Source organism: Pararhizobium polonicum (assembly GCF_001687365.1).
GTDB classification, from domain to species: domain Bacteria; phylum Pseudomonadota; class Alphaproteobacteria; order Rhizobiales; family Rhizobiaceae; genus Pararhizobium; species Pararhizobium polonicum.
The window spans coordinates 120,695-136,555 of the sequence record NZ_LGLV01000019.1 but is presented as its reverse complement, the minus strand read 5'-3'; the positions used below and the strand labels follow the sequence as shown (position 1 = coordinate 136,555).

Below are 15,861 nucleotides of genomic sequence, written 5' to 3'. Positions count from 1 at the left end.
TTCTTTTCATGGCGGTTATGCGTTGAGGACGGTTTTTTCTCTTCGGGCGCAAAATGAAGAAAATAATCTCTATAAACTTGATGGAAAATATAGGAGAAATTCAGGAGACGATACGGCAAGCAGCATATCTGCAACAACTTCAGTGGAGGACAGGATGCAAGGTTCGAAACCAGTCATGCAGAATCGCCCAGCCGCCTTTGGCGCGCAGTCCGGAACGCATTTTTCCTGGAATATGGCCGCGCAAGCCGCCGCCTTGGCCGCGGCCTTCATTTTCGTTTCCGCGCTGGTTTTCGGCGCAATCTAGGTCTTGCTGACGGCGGCATGTCGCCGTTCGAGCAGTCTTCGAAGCCCTTGAATCGAGATCGATTCAAGGGCTTCGTCTTTTCACGATGCCTGCGACAGATGTTCGTGAACCGCCAGCCATGCGCCATCCGGCTGCTTTTCGAAGACGATCGTTTCCCGTTCCCGGCTGGTGACAGCCTCGCCGCCGAATTCGGCCTGCGTTTCGACGCTGTGGCTGAAGATCGAGACATTGCCGAGCAGTTGCAGGTTGCGATCACTGGAACGGCAGGAGAGCACCCTGAAGCCGTCGCGTGTCTCCCAGAGTGCCCATTCCGCTTCATAGGCCGCGCGGTTTTTCAAAGGGCGATCGAGATTGTGGAAGATGAAGGTGGCGTCCTTCGAGAAAGCCGCGAAATATTTTTCCCGGTCATGGCGCGAAAAGGCGTCGATCAGGCTATCGGCGGCCGCAAGGACCGCATTCGTCGTGTGTTCCATCCCGGAATGTCCTGCTTCTATTGGATTTTTGGGCTGCTCATCAGCGTTGCCAGCGGCCGGTTCTGCCGGGCGACGATCTCCTTCAGCGTATCGAGCGTCATCGCCTCGTCCTTGACGAATTCGATGAACATCATGTTGAGATTGTTGAAGAACATCTGCCCGGCGGCGACCGCGTCGATACCCGGCATGATGGCGCCGCGCAGTTGCAGCTTGGCAATCAGCGTCGAGACCTGATCGCAGAGGCGGCTATCGAGTTCGGTGTAACGTTTGCTGAATGGCGTTTCCGGCTGCTGGATCGAGATCGCCATGGCGGTGCGCCACATTTCCTTGCTGAGATAGACGAGGGAATGGTTGTAATATTGCTCGATCAGCGCCTTCAGGGCGTCGCCGACCGTTGCCGGCGGCGTTTCGACAATGGACTTGCCGGCGGCCAGCACTTCCTCGACTTCCATCGAGACGGCGGCAACCAGGATATCCCCCTTGTTTTCGTAGTAATTGTAGAATGTCCCGACCGAGACTTCGGCCCGCTCGGCGATGTCTTCGATGCGGGCGCTGTCATAGCCGACCTCGCGAAAAAGGGTGGTGGCCGCTTCCAGGATGCGCCGGTTCCTGTCGGCTTTCTGTCGTGCGCGAAGCCCCGTCATTCCGGCGTTTTCCTTTTTATGAATGTCCTCAAAATTGATATTGACTTAAAAAATGAACTCATTCAATCTTTTTGTGAAGGCGCCGCAATGAGCGCTGCTACCAGAGGGCAATGCGATGATCACTTCCGTGAATGGCGCTTTCGCGCGTCGATTTTTCTCTTCCGTGGCGGCGATTTCGCTCGCCGCCGTCTCCACCGTCAGCGCGCCGGCGCCCGCCTTTGCGACGGAAGAACTGAACGCGCTGGTCTGGTGCGATCATACCGATCCGGCGCTGGTCGAGCCGTTCGAAAAGGCCAATGACGTCAAGGTCAACCTCAAGGATTACGAGGGAACCGGTGCGGCACTCTCGATCCTCGAACAGTCGCAGCCGGGCGATTGGGATGTGCTTGTGATTGACGGCGTCGACGTGCAGCGCGCCGTCGGGCTCGATCTGCTGGCGGAAATTCCAGCCGACAAACTGCCGACCGCCGATATCTTTCCGGAAGTGCGGATGGAAGCCAACAACATGAAGGACGGCAAAACCTATGCCGTCACCGAAAAATTCGGCTACAACACGATTTCCTACGACAAGACCAAGGTCGATCCGGCCGACATGAAGGACCTGTCGATCATCTGGTCCGACAAGTACAAGGGCCGTATTGCGCTCTACGACTATTACCTGCCGATGATCGGCCTTGTGGCGCTCGGCCTCGGCAAGAAGACGGCCGAGCTTTCCGACGCCGATATGCCGGCGATCACCGAAAAGCTCTCCGAGATGAAGACGGTCTCAAAGCAGGTGAGCGATGTCGTTTCCTCGCAGACCGCACTGGCGACCGGCGAGGTCGATATTCTGGTCGGCGGCGGCGAATGGATCACGGCGGCACTTTCGGGCGAAAAGCCCAATCTGGACTGGACGGTTCCCGATCAGGGTGCGGTCCGTTGGGCGCAGTCGATCGGTGTGATGAAGGCGTCGAAGAAGCAGGATCTGGCGCTGAAATTCGTCCAGTACATCGTCAGCCCCGAGGGGCAGGCGCGGCTTGCCACATCCTCCTGCTACTGGGCGATGCCGGCCAACATGAAGGCTGGCGAACACCTGACGGATGCGCAAAAAGCTGCGCTGCGCTGGAACGATCAGGCGGAATACCTGAAAAAGACCCAGCTTTATCCGATCCCGAGTGTCGAACTGGACCAGAAGATGCAGGATGCCTGGACGGATATGATGCAGCAGTAAAGTTTACTGAGGTCTGCCCCTCATCCTAGCCCTCTCCCCGCAAGCGGGGAGAGGGGACGACGGAGATTGCCGCTTGTCCCTTCTCCCCGTTTACGGGGAGAAGGTGCCCGATAGGGCGGATGAGGGGGCTATTCCAAAACCGGAGCATCACCCATGTCCACCATGACCCTCGAAGATACCGAACGCCGCAAGGCCTGGGGTTTTGTCGCTCCGGCGCTGCTGTGGACGGTTGCCTTCTTCGTCGTGCCATTCCTGTTCATGGCGGCGATGAGCCTGTGGTCGCGGCAGAGCGGCCAGATCGTCAAGGTTTGGAATCTCGACAATTACATTGCCTTCTTTGCCAAGGATTCTTTGTTCAAGGGGCTGGTGAACTCGCTTGAAATCACCCTGATCGTCACGGTGCTGTCGGTGCTTCTGGCCTATCCGCTGGCCTGGATCATTGCCGAGCGCGTGCCGAAGCGATTCCAGCGGCTGGCGCTGATCATGGCCGTGCTGCCGTTCTGGACGTCCTATGTGGTACGCTCCTATTCCTGGCTGCTGGTGCTGTCGCGCAACGGTGTGATCAACCAGACGCTGATGACGCTGGGTGTTGTCAGCGAACCGCTGGAGATCGCCAGCAACCGGACGGCCACCGTTATCGGCTTCGTACATTTCTTCGTCATGCTGCTGACGCTGACGATCTACGCCAACCTGATCCAGCTGTCGCCGAACTATCGCCGGGCGGCGGCCGATCTCGGCGCCAATGCCTTGCAGACCTTCTGGCATGTCATCCTGCCCCTGACGCTGCCGGGCATCATGACTGGCGCCTTTCTGACCTTCGTTCTCTGCATCGGTGATTATGTGACGCCGCAGATTCTCGGTGGCAACAACGAACTGGTGCTGCCGCAGATCATCATGCTGCAGCTTGGACGGCGGGCGGATTTTCCGATGGCGGCGGCGTTGTCGATTATCCTGATGCTGGCGGTGACCCTTGCCTACGTACTCTGCGCCCGCTGGCTGAAGATCGAGAGGGCATGAGATGCGCGGTACCCTGACCAGGATTGCCTCCTTCGCCTATGCCGGCCTGATCTATGGTTTTATCTTCCTGCCGGTCGCGGTGCTGGTGCTGTTCTCGTTTCAGGACGGCCGCCTGCCGGTGCCGCCGTTCAACGGCTTTTCGTTGCAGTGGTACGAGGCCGTCTTTGCCGACCGCAAATTGATGGCGGCGCTGTTCAATTCCTTCGTGGTCGCGATCATCTCCTCGCTCATTGCCTGCCTGCTCGGCTTCCTCGCGGCCTATGCGTTGGCCCGCTACAAGCTGCCGGGATCAGTGCTGCAGCGCGGCCTGCTGATTGCACCGATGACGGTGAGCTATCTGATCATCGCGCTTGGGCTTTTGACTGTACTCAACACCTTCGGCATCAAGCTGTCGCTCTGGACCGTCGGCATCGGCCATGTGGTGATCAACCTGCCGCTCTGCTTTGCCATCATCTATTCCTCGATGGGCGATCATCACATCAATATCGAGCGGGCGGCGCGCGATCTCGGTGCCAGTGATGTCAAGGTGATGGCGCTGATCACCGCGCCAATGCTGATGCCGTCGCTGCTGGCCGCTTTCTTCCTGTCGGTGACCTTCAGCTGGGACGAGTTCATCATCGCATTCCTTTTGTCGCGCTTCGACGTGACGCTGCCGGTCGAAATCTGGAGCCTGCTGCGCTCCGGCCTCAATCCGAAAACCAATGCCATCGGCTCGCTGGTCTTCCTGGTTTCCGTCGCCGTCTTGGCGGTGCTGGAACTGACCCTGTTCGGAAGGACGAAAAAATCATGACCGCTCCGGTTTCGGTTCATAACGCCACCAAGACTTTCGGCTCTTTCACCGCGCTCGATGATGTCTCGCTCGATATCAAGGCCGGCGAATTCATCGTGCTGCTTGGGCCGTCCGGCTGCGGCAAGACCACGCTGCTCTCCATTCTCGGCGGGTTTCTGTCGCCGACCAGGGGGAAGGTGACGATCGGTGGCAAGGAGATGACCAACGTCGCGCCGGCCAAGCGCCCGACGACGACGATGTTTCAGGATTACGCGCTGTTTCCGCATATGAAGCTCCGGGACAATGTCGGCTTCGGCCTGCGCATGCGCGGCATGGGAAAGACCGAGCGCGACGAAAAGGCGCTCGGCTTCCTCGATCTCGTCGGCTTGAAGGCATCGGCCGACAGGAAGCCGCACGAACTCTCCGGCGGTCAACGCCAGCGCGTCGCCTTGGCTCGGGCACTCGCCGTCGATCCCGATGTGCTGTTGCTCGACGAGCCGCTCGGTGCGCTCGATCTCAAACTGCGCCGCCAGATGCAGGATGAGCTGAAGGCGATCCAGAAGCGGGTCGGCACCACCTTCGTGCATGTGACCCACGATCAGGAAGAGGCCATGGCGATCGCCGACCGGATCGTGGTGATGAACCGGGGCCGGATCGAGGATTTCGGTCCTCCGGCCGATATTTACATGCGGCCTCGGTCGCTGTTCTCCGCAGGCTTTATGGGTGAAGTGAATTTCATTCCGGGCACGGTCAAGGCGGTGGATCAGGTCGCGGCCATTGTCGAAATTCCGTTTGGCACTGTCGGCCTTCCGATTGCAAGCTTCACCGTTTCGGCGCCCGCTGCCGGGCACGCCGTCACGCTCTGCATTCGCCCGGAACATTTCCGCCGGGCAGGGGACGCCGAAGGCCCCACCGTTTCGCTCGGGCAGGCCGAAGTGACCGGCAGTGCCTTCTTCGGCACCCATTATCGCTGCCACCTGAAACCGGCAGGGGCAGCGGACATGTCGATCGTGGCACATATGCCGCAATCCGCTGATGTGGCGGACGGCCAGATCATGCCCCTTGCCGTTACTCTCGCCGATATCGTAGCCTTGCCGAGCGGCGGGAGATAGGGATGCAACGCATCAGCGCGGACAAGTGGTATCAGGTGCGGCGTCTCGATGACGATGTCACCGCCATTTCCGAGCCGTTCATCCAGGAATTCTACCGCTGCAACATCTGGCATGTGCGCGGGCGGGACCGCGACATGCTGGTGGACAGCGGCATGGGCGTGGTTTCACTCAGGGAATACGTGCCGCTGGTGACCGGGCGGGACCTGATTGCTGTCGCCAGCCACACGCATTTCGATCATATCGGCTGCCATCATGAGTTCGAATGCCGCGCCGTTCATTCCGCCGAGGCCGATCTGCTGGCCAATCCGACGCGGCAAAATACGCTCGCCGATCCCTATGTCACCGACGATATCTTCGATGCGTTGCCGCCGGAACCCTATTGCTCGAAATGTTATGCGGTGAAAAAGGCGCCGGCGACGCGCATTCTCGAGGATGGCGACGTGATCGATCTCGGCGATCGGGTGTTCGAGGTCATCCATACGCCCGGCCACTCCCCCGGGGGGATTGCGCTTTATGAAAAGGCGACCGAAATTCTGTTCTCCGGCGATATCCTCTATGACGGTCCGCTGATCGGGGATACCTATCATTCCAACGCCGATGATTACCGCTCTTCCATGGAGCGCCTGTTGAAAATTCCCGCCCGCATCGTGCATGGCGGTCATTTTCCAAGCTTCAGCGGTGAGCGTTACCGCCAGTTGATCACCGGCTGGCTGAATGAAAAACAGAAGACGATCTGACGGGAAGGACAAGAAGCATGCTCGACAAACGCAAATTCTATATCAACGGCGAATGGGTTTCTCCGCTGGTGGCCAACGATCTCGACGTGCTGAACCCGGCAACGGAAAAGCCGGTCGCGGTGATCTCCATGGGCACTGCAGCCGATATCGACCGCGCCGTTGCCGCCGCCAAAAAGGCTTTCGTCACCTATAGCCGCACCAGCACCGTGGAGCGTCTGGCGCTTCTGGAAAAGCTGCTGGCGGTTTACAAGCGCCGCTACGAGGAGATGGCCCAGACCATCACGCTCGAGCTTGGCGCACCGCTGACCATGAGCCGCGAGCAGCAGGCGGATGTCGGCGTCGGCCATCTTCAGGGCTTCATCGATGCCTTGAAGCGCCTGCATACGCGCGAAGTCCTGCCGAACGGCGACGTTATGCTGCGTGAGCCGATCGGCGTCTGCGGCCTCATCACGCCGTGGAACTGGCCGATCAACCAGATCGCGCTGAAGGTCGTTCCGGCACTGGCGACGGGATCGACCTGCGTCCTGAAACCCTCCGAATTCACACCGCTCAATGCGCTGCTTTACGCCGAAATGGTGCATGAAGCCGGATTCCCGGCCGGCACGTTCAATCTCGTCAATGGCGATGGCCTGAATGTCGGCGCAGCCCTATCCAGGCACAGGGACGTCGACATGATGTCCTTCACCGGCTCGACCCGCGCCGGTATCGCCGTCAGCAAGGATGCTGCCGAAACGGTCAAGCGTGTGACGCTGGAGCTTGGCGGCAAGTCGCCGAACATCGTCTTCGAAGATGCCGATCTCGAAGACCGCGTCACCGGCAGCGTGCTGGATTGCTTCAACAATTCCGGCCAGTCCTGCGATGCGCCGACCCGTCTTCTGGTGCAGAAGTCGGTCTATGACAAGGCTGTCGAAATCGCCACGCGCGTGGGCAAGGAGGCCAGGGTCGGCAACCCGGCGGAAGAGGGCAGCCATATCGGGCCGCTGGTCAGCGACGTCCAGTTCGGCCGGGTGCAGGCGCTGATCGAGGCTGGTATTGCCGAAGGCGCGCGCGTGCTGGTCGGCGGTGCCGGCAAGCCGGAAGGCTTCGAGACCGGCTATTTCGTCAAGCCGACGATCTTTGCCGATGTCAACAATACCATGCGCATTGCCCGTGAAGAGGTGTTCGGCCCGGTCCTCGCCATCATGCCGTTCGAAACGGAAGAGGACGCGATCGAGATCGCCAACGATACCAATTACGGCCTTGCAGCTTACGTCCAGACCGGCGATCCGAAGCGGGCCGAACGTGTCGCTTCCCGTCTGCGGGCGGGGATGGTTCACATCAACGGCGGACCGCATCGCTACGGCAGCCCGTTCGGCGGCTACAAGCAATCCGGCAACGGCCGCGAAGGCGGCATGTTCGGGCTTGAGGATTTCCTTGAGGTGAAGACGGTTCACCGACCGGATGCGGCCTGAGATTGTTTCGCTCGATTTGAAAGTTATGCCCGCAGGCAAGATGTCTGCGGGCATTCGTTCACCAATTCTCATCATCCCATAAGGAGAAGTCGCTGTTTTGCCGCGGGGTCTTCTGATAGCTGCGATACGTTATCGCGCGGCGGCAATGTGCGGCGCAGATCTATCGGACAGTATCCCGTGTCAGACAGCGCCCTTTCATCCTCCCCACCGCGTTCGTTATCGTCCGCCAAGCGTCTTGCGCTCGTGGCGCTGTTGATTGGTGGCGTGGCGATGGGCGGGTCGCCGATTTTCGTGCGCCTGTCGGAAGTCGGGCCGATGGCGACGGCGTTCTGGCGGGTGGCGCTGGCCTTGGTGCCGGTGCTGATCTGGTCGAAAGCGACGGAAAAGACGGTCACGGATTCCCGTCCTGCCGGCTTTTCGGATTACGCCCTGCTGGTGTTGCCCGGCATCTTTCTCGCAGCCGATCTCGCCGCCTGGCACTTGGCGCTGCATATGACGTCGGTCGCCAACGCCACGTTGTTTGCCAATCTGGCACCGATCTTCGTGACGCTCGGTTCATGGCTGGTGTTCCGCGCCCATGTCAGCAGGCTGTTCATTGCCGGCCTGGCAACGGCGCTGGCGGGTATGGTGGTCCTGAAGGGAGGGCCGGGTGCGCTGGGGAATGGCGATCTGTCCGGCGACGTGACAGCGGCGGTGGCAGCGGTTTTTTACGCCGGGTACATGCTGTCGATCGGCCGGTTGCGCAGCCGCTTTTCCACCAACCGCATCATGATCTGGAGCACGGCTTCGTCGGCCGTGTGCATGTTGCCGGTCGCCTTCTTCCTCGAGCCCAGCTTCATGCCCACAGCCCTGTTCGGCTGGGGCATATTGTTCGGTCTCGCCTTCATCAGCCATGCCGGCGGCCAGGCCCTGGTCATCTATGCGCTGGCCTATCTGCCGCCGGCTTTTTCGTCGCTGACGCTGCTGTTGCAGCCGGTGGTGGCGGCATTGCTCGCCTGGCTTTTGCTGAGCGAACCTGTCGGGCTGATGCAGGCGGTCGGCGGCACGATCGTGCTTACCGGCATCCTGATCGCCCGCCGCGGCTGATCAGAGCCCCGGCAGGTTGAAGTTCGAAAGCCGCTCTTCCAGCTGCAGGATCGTCGGCGCGTCGGCATTGGCGAAGGCGAAGCGGAGATAGCCTTCCTGGCCTTCGCCGAAATAATCGCCGGGCAGGCAGACGATGCCGGCCAGCTTTGCCAGCTTTTCCGCGACGAATTCCGAGCGGATATCCGGATAGGGGTGGCGGATATAGGCGAAATAGGCGCCGATGGCCTGCAGCTTCCAGCCTTTCAGCTTGCTCATCACCTGTTTCAGCGCCTCGGCGCGCGTGGCGATCTCGGCGCGGTTGCCCGCCCGCCAGTCATCCAGCGCCGGCAACGCCTTGGCAACGGCTGCCTGGGCTGATCGGGGCGCGCAAATCTGCAGGTTGTCCATGATCTTGGCAACCTGCTCGACGACGGCCGGCCCGGCGGTGATGGCGCCAAGGCGATGGCCCGGGATGCAGAAGGACTTGGAGAAGCTGTAGAGGCAGATAAGGCTATTCTGCCAGCCCTTGACCGACATCAGTTCATGCGGGGCACCGCTGCCCTCGGTCAGAAAGTCGCGGTAGGTTTCGTCGAGGATCAGCCAGGTGCCGTTGGCGCGGCAGAGATCGAAGATCCGGCGCAGCAGAGCGGGCGGATAGACCGAGCCGGTCGGATTGTTCGGTGTGACCAGCGCCAGGGCGCGCACGCCCGGTTTCAGCGCCGAGGCGATGGCGTCGATATCCGGTAGAAAGCCGGTGCCGGCATCACAAGGGATCAGTTCGACGCCGATGCCAAGCATGGCAAGGGTTGTCTGCTGGTTGAAATAGAAGGGATTGGTCATCAGGACCGTATCGCCCGCTCCGGCGACAGCCATCGCCGCGCAGATGAAGGCCTGATTGCAGCCGGAGGTGATGTGAATGTTTTTGACGCCGATGGACGCCTTGTAGAGGCCGGACACATGGGCCGCATAGGCGGTGCGCAGGCTCAGTTCGCCTTCGATCGCGCCATAGCCCGTGAATGCCGGTGAGGCGGCGGTTTTGCTCAGCCATTTCAGCATGTCCGGATGCGCGGGGTAGCCGGGCACGGCCTGGCTGAGATCGATTAGCGGGCCACGTGCGCCGTCATAGGCCTTTGCCCAGGCAAGGACGGACGGCACAGGCGGCGGCGAGAGCTTGGCGATCAGCGGATTGAAATGCGGCATTGCAATTGTCCTGTGGTTCACGATTTTGCCCGGCGCTTCGGCGTTCTTTCGGGACGCCGGGTGCGGGCGGGGGAAGAGACGGGCTGGAAGCCATCCTTGGCGGGCAGGCGTTCCGGCGCGCTGATCTTGGGGATACGGGCGCGGATGATCGTGCGTGCCGAGGTCTGTAGCTCCGGCATGGGGTCGCTTTCAAGCGCCGAAAACAGCCAGTCGATGAAGACCTTGACGATCGGAGCGGCACGGACCTCGTTGCGGCAGGCGACATAGAAGGCGTCGTTGGCCGGCACTGTCAGGTCGAAGGGCGCGATCAGTTCGCCCTTGGCGATCAGGCTGCCGGCGGTGATGGTGTCGCCGAGCGCCACGCCCTGATTGTGCAGGGCGGCCTCGGTCGAAAGCCGGGCGTCGCTCATGAAATGCTGGCGGCCGCGCGGAATGTCGATGCCGTCGGCGGCGGCCAGCCAGGTGTTCCACTCGCGCCCGTCGTCGCCATGCAGGATGACATGATCGCGCAGGTCGCGCAGCGAACGCAGTGGCCGCATGTTGAGAAGCGTGGGGCTGACCACCGGAAACAGCTCCAGCCGGCTCCACAGCCGCGCCCAGCAATCCGGCCAGTTGCCGTCGCCATAGAGCAGGCAGATATCGACATCGCCGGAAAACAGCTTGGCCGCGTCGTTGGAGGCGATCAGGGTCAGCTGCACATCGGGGAACTGTTCGGTGAACTGGTGCAGGCGCGGGATCATCCAGAAGGACAGAAGTGCCGGCACGCAGACGATGCGCAACTCGCCGCTGGTGGTCGGCCGGGTCATGGCGGCGGTGGCGGCGGCAATGCCTTCGAAGGCATGGGTGACGGCCGGCAGCAGCAGCGCGCCCTGCGATGTCAGCTTCAGGCGCTTGCCGCCCCGCTCGAACAAGGCGGCGTTGAAGGACAGTTCCAGCGCCCGGATCTGATGGCTGATCGCGCCATGCGTGACATTGAGCTCGCGCGCCGCCGCCGACACGGACCCACGCCGGGCCGTCGCCTCGAAGGCGCGCAGGGGGTTCAACGGGGGCAGGCGGCTGGACAAGAAGCGGGCTCCGCAACGTGCAAAACGATGTTAGTTTTTCTCACATCAAACGCTATAACAATGTCAATTGATTTTCCAATCAATTTGTTTCCTAATGTGGGCAACAAAGGCAAAAGCCTGGGGAACATGCACCTGAGACCATCTTCGCCAAACGTATGCGAGGGGGCAGGTTTAGCGGCAGAAGAGTGTCAATTTTACGCTCGCAAGCCGGCTGAAGTGCAGGTCCTCCCGGCTCAACATGAGGTCAAGCGGACATGACGTGGGATGACAAGAAACTCGGCGATCTGAAGGCGAAATATGGCGCGAGCCATGGTGGCGAGATGTTCGACCCGACATTCCGCAAGGTCGCCGACAAGATCTTCTCGAAAAACGGCACGCGGCTTGCCCCCTATGCCGGCATCCCGACCTTTCTGACGGCGCCCTACATGCCGGTCGATGCCAACGAGCCTGATTTCGGCAATCTGCAGGTCGCGATCGTCGGCGTGCCGATGGATCTTGGCGTCACCAACCGTCCCGGCTCCCGCTTCGGGCCACGCGCCATGCGCACGATCGAGCGCATCGGTCCCTATAACCACGTTCTCGGTTGCGCCCCGGTGCATGACCTGCGCGTGGCCGATATCGGCGACGTGCCGTTCCAGAGCCGCTACCGGCTGGAACTCAGCCATGACGATATCGAAAAGCGCATCAACCAGATCGTCGATGCCGGCGTGGTTCCGCTGTCTGTCGGTGGCGATCATTCGATCAGCCATCCGATCCTGAAGGCTGTCGGCAAGAACCGCCCGGTGGGCATGATCCATATCGATGCCCATTGTGATACCGGCGGCGCCTTCGATCTGACCAAGTTCCATCACGGCGGTCCTTTCCGCAACGCCGTGCTCGACGGCGTGCTGGACCCGACCCGCACCATCCAGATCGGCATTCGCGGCTCGTCCGAATATCTGTGGGAGTTCTCCTACGAATCCGGCATGACCGTCATCCATGCCGAGGACGTCACCGGCATGGGCATGCCGGCAATCATCGAGAAGGCCAAGGCGATCGTCGGCGACGGCCCGACCTATCTGTCCTTCGATATCGACAGCGTCGATCCGAGCTTTGCGCCGGGCACCGGAACGCCGGAGATCGGCGGTCTCACCACCCGCGAAGTGCTCGAGCTGATCCGCGGCCTGAAGGGGCTGAACCTGGTCGGCGGCGACGTCGTCGAGGTTGCGCCGCAGTACGATTCGACCACCAATACCGCCCATGTCGGTTCGCAGGTTCTGTTCGAGATCCTCAGCCTTATGGTGTTCAGCCCGTTCGTCAACGGCAAGCGGGACTAACTTTCTTTACGCCGACGGCCCCTCATCCGGCCCCCTTTTTCAAGAAGAAGGGATATGCCGCAAACTCTGTCTCCTCCCTCTCCCCGTTTACGGGGAGAGGGTTGGGGTGAGGGGCAAAAGCCACATACTCAGCCGTGCCTATCGCAAACAAAAATCACAAAGGGGAATACAATGGCCAAACTCTCAACCTTTAAATCCGGTCTTACCGCCGCTCTCATGCTGAGCGGCGCCGTTCTCGGCTTTGCATCCGCTGCCAATGCCGATGCCATCGACGACATCACCAAGGCGGGCGTCTTGAATGTCGGCGTCTTCGCCGATTTTCCGCCCTTCTCCTCGGCCAGCGCCGATATGAGCCTGAAGGGCTATGACATCGACGTCGCGCAGGCCATCGCCGACAGCCTGAAGGTGAAGCTGGTTCCGGTGCCGGTCACCGGCCAGAACCGTATCCCGTACCTCACAGAAAAGCGCGTCGACGTACTGGTCAGTGTCGGTTACAGCAAGGAACGCGCCGAAGTCATCGATTTCGCAGCCGCCTATGCGCCTTACTACATTGCCGTGATCGGCCCGGCGGCAACGGACGTGAAAGGCAAGGAAGATCTTGCCGGCAAGAGCATCGCCGTCAACCGCGGCACGCTCGAAGACACGTCGCTGACGGAAGCAGCCCCCAAGGATGCCGACATCAAGCGTTTCGACAACTACAATTCCGTCATCCAGGCCTTCATCTCCGGCCAGACCGATCTGATGGTTGTCGGCAATGATGTCGGTGCCCAGGTTCTGGCCCGTCAGGAAGCGCTGAAGCCGGAGCAGAAGTTCCAGCTCCTGACCTCGCCGTCGCATCTGGCGCTCAACAAGGGCGAGGACCGGTTGAAAGCGGCGATCAACGATGCCGTTGCCAAGATGCTCGCCGATGGCAAGCTCAATGCCAGCTCGGAAGCATGGCTGAAGGTGCCGCTCAACCCTGAAAACCTGAAGGATTGATCCTTTGGGCTATGCGCTCGACTTCGGCTGGCTGGACGATGCGTTCCTCCTGATCGCCAATGGCGCAGCCATGACGATGTTCCTGATCGCGGTGTCGGCTGTTGCCGGCACCGTTCTCAGCATTCTGGGGGCTGCCGGACGGCGCAGCCGTCATGCCTTGCTGCGCCGGGCGATTGCCGGCTATGTCGAGCTCATCCGCAACACGCCGTTTCTGGTGCAGCTGTTCTTCATCTATTTCGGCCTGCCCAGCCTCGGCATCCGTCTCGATCCGGTCGTCGCCGCCATTCTGGCCATGACGCTGAACATGACGGCCTATACGACCGAAATCGTCGGCGCCGGTCTGGATGCCGTGCCAAAAGGGCAGAAGGAGGCAGCGCTTGCCCTTGGACTGCGGCCGCGCCAGGTGTTCGTCAAGATCGTGCTGCCGCAGGCGTTGAAGGTGATCTATCCGGCGCTGACCAGCCAGATCGTCATCATGATGCTGGAATCGGCCGTCGTTTCGCAGATCGCCGTGCGCGAACTGACCTATGAGGCCGACCTCCTGCAGGCCCGCACGTTCCGCGCCTTCGAGACCTATTTCATCGTGACGCTGGTCTATCTCGCCATGAGCATCGGCCTGCGCCGGCTGCTGGTGGCCGGTGGCAACCGCTTTCTGGCCGGAGGCGTGTCATGATCGAGTTTACCCTTTGGGATATCGTCCGAAACCTGCTTCTGGCGGCGCGCTGGACCATCCTTCTGTCGGCGGTCGCCTTTGCCGGCGGCACCATCGTCGGCCTGCTCATCCTGTTCATGCGCATTTCCAAGCGTGATTGGGTGCGGCGGTTTGCCGAATATTATATCGGCCTGTTTCAGGGGACGCCGCTTTTGATGCAGCTGTTCCTGCTGTTCTTCGGCCTGCCGCTGCTGGGCTTGCGCATCGAACCCTGGACGGCTGCCGTGCTTGGGCTGACGCTATGCGCGAGTGCCTTTCTGGCGGAAATCTGGCGCGGCGGCGTGCAGGCCGTGCCGGTTGGACAATGGGATGCGGGAAGCAGCCTGGGCCTGCATTATCTCAAGCAGTTGCGGCTGATCATCCTGCCGCAGGCCTTTGCGATGACACGGGCGCCGACGGTCGGCTTTCTGGTGCAGCTGATCAAGAGCACGGCCTTGACATCGATCATCGGATTTGAGGAACTGGTCAGGACATCGAATGCGATCAACAATGCAACCTTCGAGCCGTTCAAGGTCTACGGGTTCGTTGCGCTCATCTATTTCGCCCTGTGTTTCCCGTTGACGCGATACGCAAAGATACTGGAGCTTCGGGCTTTAAAACACTGATCAAAATGCAGTCCGGACTTGCAGTCCGGGACAAAAATTGGGAACAGACCGGGAGCCGAAAACGTGGCACCGGTAAAACAGGAGAACCATGATGACTGAATTTCTGAAACAGACCGTCGGCCGCCGCGCCGTTTTGGGTGCCGGTCTTGCCGGTGTGTCGATGCTGGCCATGCCGTCGATCCTCCGGGCGCAGGACAAGTCGCTGAAGGTCGGCGTCTATGGCGGCTACTTCAAGGATTCCTTCGACAAGAACATTTTCCCCGAGTTTACCAAGACGACGGGTATCGCCGTCGAAGCGATCGCCGAGCCGACCGGCGAAGCCTGGCTGGTGCAGCTCGACCAGGCCGCCAAGGCAGGTCAGGCCCCCGCCGACGTCTCGATGATGTCGCAGGTGGCGATGCTGAAGGGGCAGGCGACCGATCTCTGGGCGCCGCTCGACATGGCGAAGATTCCGAACGGGGCGAACCTCATCGACCGTTTCGTCAACAAGTATCCGGACGGCCGTGTTGCCGGTATCGGCGCGGTCTCCTGGTACATCACGCTGGTGACCAACACCGATGTGTACAAGGAAGCACCGACCTCCTGGGAAGCATTCTGGGATTCGGCAAATGCCGACAAGCTCGGTCTGCTGGCGCTGGTGTCCAACTCCTTCCTGCTCGAAGTGACGGCCAAGACTTTCTTCGGCGGCACCAATGCGCTGGATACGGAAGAGGGCATCCAGAAGGCGTTCGACAAGCTTGCCGAAGTCAAGCCGAACGTCCGTCTCTGGTATCGCGACGAAGCGCAGTTCGAGCAGGCGCTGAAGTCGGGCGAAATCCCGATGGGCCAGTATTACCATGACGTCACCGGTCTTGCCGCTGCCGACGGCAATCCTGTCCGTTCGACCTTCCCGAAAGAGGGCGGCATTCAGGATAGCGGCTGCTGGGCCCTGTCGCGCGCCTCGACCAAGGTCGAGGAGGCACATGTGTTCATCGACTATATGAGCCAGCCGTCGATCCAGGCGATCCTGTCGCGCAAGGTCGGCACCTCGCCGACGGTCAAGCGCGAGCTGACCGACCTGACGGATGCGGAATTCGCTGCCGTTTCGTCCGACATCGAGCCGATCATTCCGCGCTACGATCTCTACCAGACAAAGTCGGATTGGCTGAACCAGAAATGGACTGAACTGATCGTCGGCTGATTTATACCCTCCCCTTGAGGGGGA

The 15,861-nt window shown here is 60.8% G+C and carries 17 protein-coding genes; 13 read left to right on the top strand and 4 right to left on the bottom strand.

Features of this window, described 5'->3' with window-relative positions:
- The first annotated feature begins 22 nt into the window (after nt 1-22).
- Entirely contained in the window at nt 23-304 is a 282-nt protein-coding gene (locus ADU59_RS30445; RefSeq protein ID WP_139093228.1) for a hypothetical protein, read from the top strand.
- A gap of 80 nt (nt 305-384) precedes the next feature.
- Here ADU59_RS30445 and ADU59_RS26445 read toward each other — a convergent pair whose 3' ends face one another.
- Both ADU59_RS26445 and ADU59_RS26440 read right to left on the bottom strand, forming a co-directional pair.
- Nucleotides 385-777 carry a YybH family protein gene (locus ADU59_RS26445; RefSeq protein WP_068958252.1) on the bottom strand — a complete coding sequence of 131 codons (393 nt, stop codon included), beginning with the start codon at nt 775-777 and terminating at the stop codon, nt 385-387.
- A gap of 17 nt (nt 778-794) precedes the next feature.
- Nucleotides 795-1,421: a TetR/AcrR family transcriptional regulator gene (locus tag ADU59_RS26440; RefSeq protein ID WP_068958250.1), complete on the bottom strand. Its 627-nt coding sequence runs from the start codon at nt 1,419-1,421 to the stop codon at nt 795-797.
- A 115-nt stretch (nt 1,422-1,536) separates the two neighbouring features.
- Here ADU59_RS26440 and ADU59_RS26435 point away from each other — a divergent pair, with 115 nt between their 5' ends.
- The 7 genes from ADU59_RS26435 to ADU59_RS26405 all read left to right on the top strand — a co-directional run bounded on the left by ADU59_RS26435 (nt 1,537) and on the right by ADU59_RS26405 (nt 8,803).
- Entirely contained in the window at nt 1,537-2,631 is a 1,095-nt protein-coding gene (locus tag ADU59_RS26435) for an ABC transporter substrate-binding protein (protein ID WP_068958247.1), read from the top strand.
- 153 nt (nt 2,632-2,784) lie between these two features.
- Nucleotides 2,785-3,648 carry an ABC transporter permease gene (locus ADU59_RS26430; protein ID WP_068958245.1) on the top strand — a complete coding sequence of 288 codons (864 nt, stop codon included), beginning with the start codon at nt 2,785-2,787 and terminating at the stop codon, nt 3,646-3,648.
- Nucleotide 3,649: 1 nt separating this feature from the next.
- Complete coding sequence (locus ADU59_RS26425) at nt 3,650-4,438, top strand: ABC transporter permease (RefSeq protein WP_068958243.1); 789 nt, start codon at nt 3,650-3,652, stop codon at nt 4,436-4,438.
- Complete coding sequence (locus ADU59_RS31495; RefSeq protein WP_068958241.1) at nt 4,435-5,529, top strand: ABC transporter ATP-binding protein; 1,095 nt, start codon at nt 4,435-4,437, stop codon at nt 5,527-5,529. The genes ADU59_RS26425 and ADU59_RS31495 overlap by 4 nt, the downstream gene beginning before the upstream one ends.
- A gap of 2 nt (nt 5,530-5,531) precedes the next feature.
- Complete coding sequence (locus ADU59_RS26415; RefSeq protein WP_068958239.1) at nt 5,532-6,266, top strand: MBL fold metallo-hydrolase; 735 nt, start codon at nt 5,532-5,534, stop codon at nt 6,264-6,266.
- A 17-nt stretch (nt 6,267-6,283) separates the two neighbouring features.
- Entirely contained in the window at nt 6,284-7,717 is a 1,434-nt protein-coding gene (locus ADU59_RS26410; RefSeq protein WP_068958237.1) for an aldehyde dehydrogenase family protein, read from the top strand.
- A gap of 177 nt (nt 7,718-7,894) precedes the next feature.
- Nucleotides 7,895-8,803, top strand: a complete 909-nt coding sequence (locus ADU59_RS26405) for a DMT family transporter (protein WP_068958234.1) — start codon at nt 7,895-7,897, stop codon at nt 8,801-8,803.
- On the opposite strand, the gene ADU59_RS26400 is transcribed toward ADU59_RS26405, so the two are convergent.
- Nucleotides 8,804-9,982, bottom strand: a complete 1,179-nt coding sequence (locus ADU59_RS26400; protein ID WP_068958233.1) for an aminotransferase — start codon at nt 9,980-9,982, stop codon at nt 8,804-8,806.
- A 17-nt stretch (nt 9,983-9,999) separates the two neighbouring features.
- Nucleotides 10,000-11,046: a LysR substrate-binding domain-containing protein gene (locus ADU59_RS26395; protein ID WP_068958231.1), complete on the bottom strand. Its 1,047-nt coding sequence runs from the start codon at nt 11,044-11,046 to the stop codon at nt 10,000-10,002.
- A 254-nt stretch (nt 11,047-11,300) separates the two neighbouring features.
- Between ADU59_RS26395 and speB the strand changes: the two genes are divergently transcribed.
- From speB to ADU59_RS26370, 5 genes are all read left to right on the top strand, one after another.
- Nucleotides 11,301-12,362: an agmatinase gene (gene speB, locus ADU59_RS26390; RefSeq protein ID WP_068958229.1), complete on the top strand. Its 1,062-nt coding sequence runs from the start codon at nt 11,301-11,303 to the stop codon at nt 12,360-12,362.
- Nucleotides 12,363-12,533: 171 nt separating this feature from the next.
- Nucleotides 12,534-13,340: a transporter substrate-binding domain-containing protein gene (locus ADU59_RS26385; RefSeq protein WP_068958227.1), complete on the top strand. Its 807-nt coding sequence runs from the start codon at nt 12,534-12,536 to the stop codon at nt 13,338-13,340.
- Nucleotides 13,341-13,344: 4 nt separating this feature from the next.
- On the top strand, nt 13,345-14,013 hold the full coding sequence (locus ADU59_RS26380; protein WP_068958225.1) for an amino acid ABC transporter permease: 669 nt from the start codon (nt 13,345-13,347) through the stop codon (nt 14,011-14,013).
- The gene (locus ADU59_RS26375) at nt 14,010-14,657 is read left to right on the top strand and encodes an amino acid ABC transporter permease (RefSeq protein WP_068958223.1); all 648 of its coding nucleotides are present in this window, start codon (nt 14,010-14,012) and stop codon (nt 14,655-14,657) included. The genes ADU59_RS26380 and ADU59_RS26375 overlap by 4 nt, the downstream gene beginning before the upstream one ends.
- A gap of 91 nt (nt 14,658-14,748) precedes the next feature.
- Nucleotides 14,749-15,837 (top strand): ABC transporter substrate-binding protein, encoded by a 1,089-nt coding sequence (locus ADU59_RS26370; RefSeq protein ID WP_068958221.1) that lies wholly within the window; start codon nt 14,749-14,751, stop codon nt 15,835-15,837.
- The last annotated feature ends 24 nt before the right edge of the window (nt 15,838-15,861 follow it).

Coding starts and splice junctions, on each gene's coding strand:
- ADU59_RS26445 (WP_068958252.1), bottom strand. CDS start 777: ATGGAACACACGACGAATGCGGTCCTTGCGGCCGCCGATAGCCTGATC.
- ADU59_RS26440 (WP_068958250.1), bottom strand. CDS start 1,421: ATGACGGGGCTTCGCGCACGACAGAAAGCCGACAGGAACCGGCGCATC.
- ADU59_RS26435 (WP_068958247.1), top strand. CDS start 1,537: ATGATCACTTCCGTGAATGGCGCTTTCGCGCGTCGATTTTTCTCTTCC.
- ADU59_RS26430 (WP_068958245.1), top strand. CDS start 2,785: ATGTCCACCATGACCCTCGAAGATACCGAACGCCGCAAGGCCTGGGGT.
- ADU59_RS26425 (WP_068958243.1), top strand. CDS start 3,650: ATGCGCGGTACCCTGACCAGGATTGCCTCCTTCGCCTATGCCGGCCTG.
- ADU59_RS31495 (WP_068958241.1), top strand. CDS start 4,435: ATGACCGCTCCGGTTTCGGTTCATAACGCCACCAAGACTTTCGGCTCT.
- ADU59_RS26415 (WP_068958239.1), top strand. CDS start 5,532: ATGCAACGCATCAGCGCGGACAAGTGGTATCAGGTGCGGCGTCTCGAT.
- ADU59_RS26410 (WP_068958237.1), top strand. CDS start 6,284: ATGCTCGACAAACGCAAATTCTATATCAACGGCGAATGGGTTTCTCCG.
- ADU59_RS26400 (WP_068958233.1), bottom strand. CDS start 9,982: ATGCCGCATTTCAATCCGCTGATCGCCAAGCTCTCGCCGCCGCCTGTG.
- speB (WP_068958229.1), top strand. CDS start 11,301: ATGACGTGGGATGACAAGAAACTCGGCGATCTGAAGGCGAAATATGGC.
- ADU59_RS26385 (WP_068958227.1), top strand. CDS start 12,534: ATGGCCAAACTCTCAACCTTTAAATCCGGTCTTACCGCCGCTCTCATG.
- ADU59_RS26375 (WP_068958223.1), top strand. CDS start 14,010: ATGATCGAGTTTACCCTTTGGGATATCGTCCGAAACCTGCTTCTGGCG.
- ADU59_RS26370 (WP_068958221.1), top strand. CDS start 14,749: ATGACTGAATTTCTGAAACAGACCGTCGGCCGCCGCGCCGTTTTGGGT.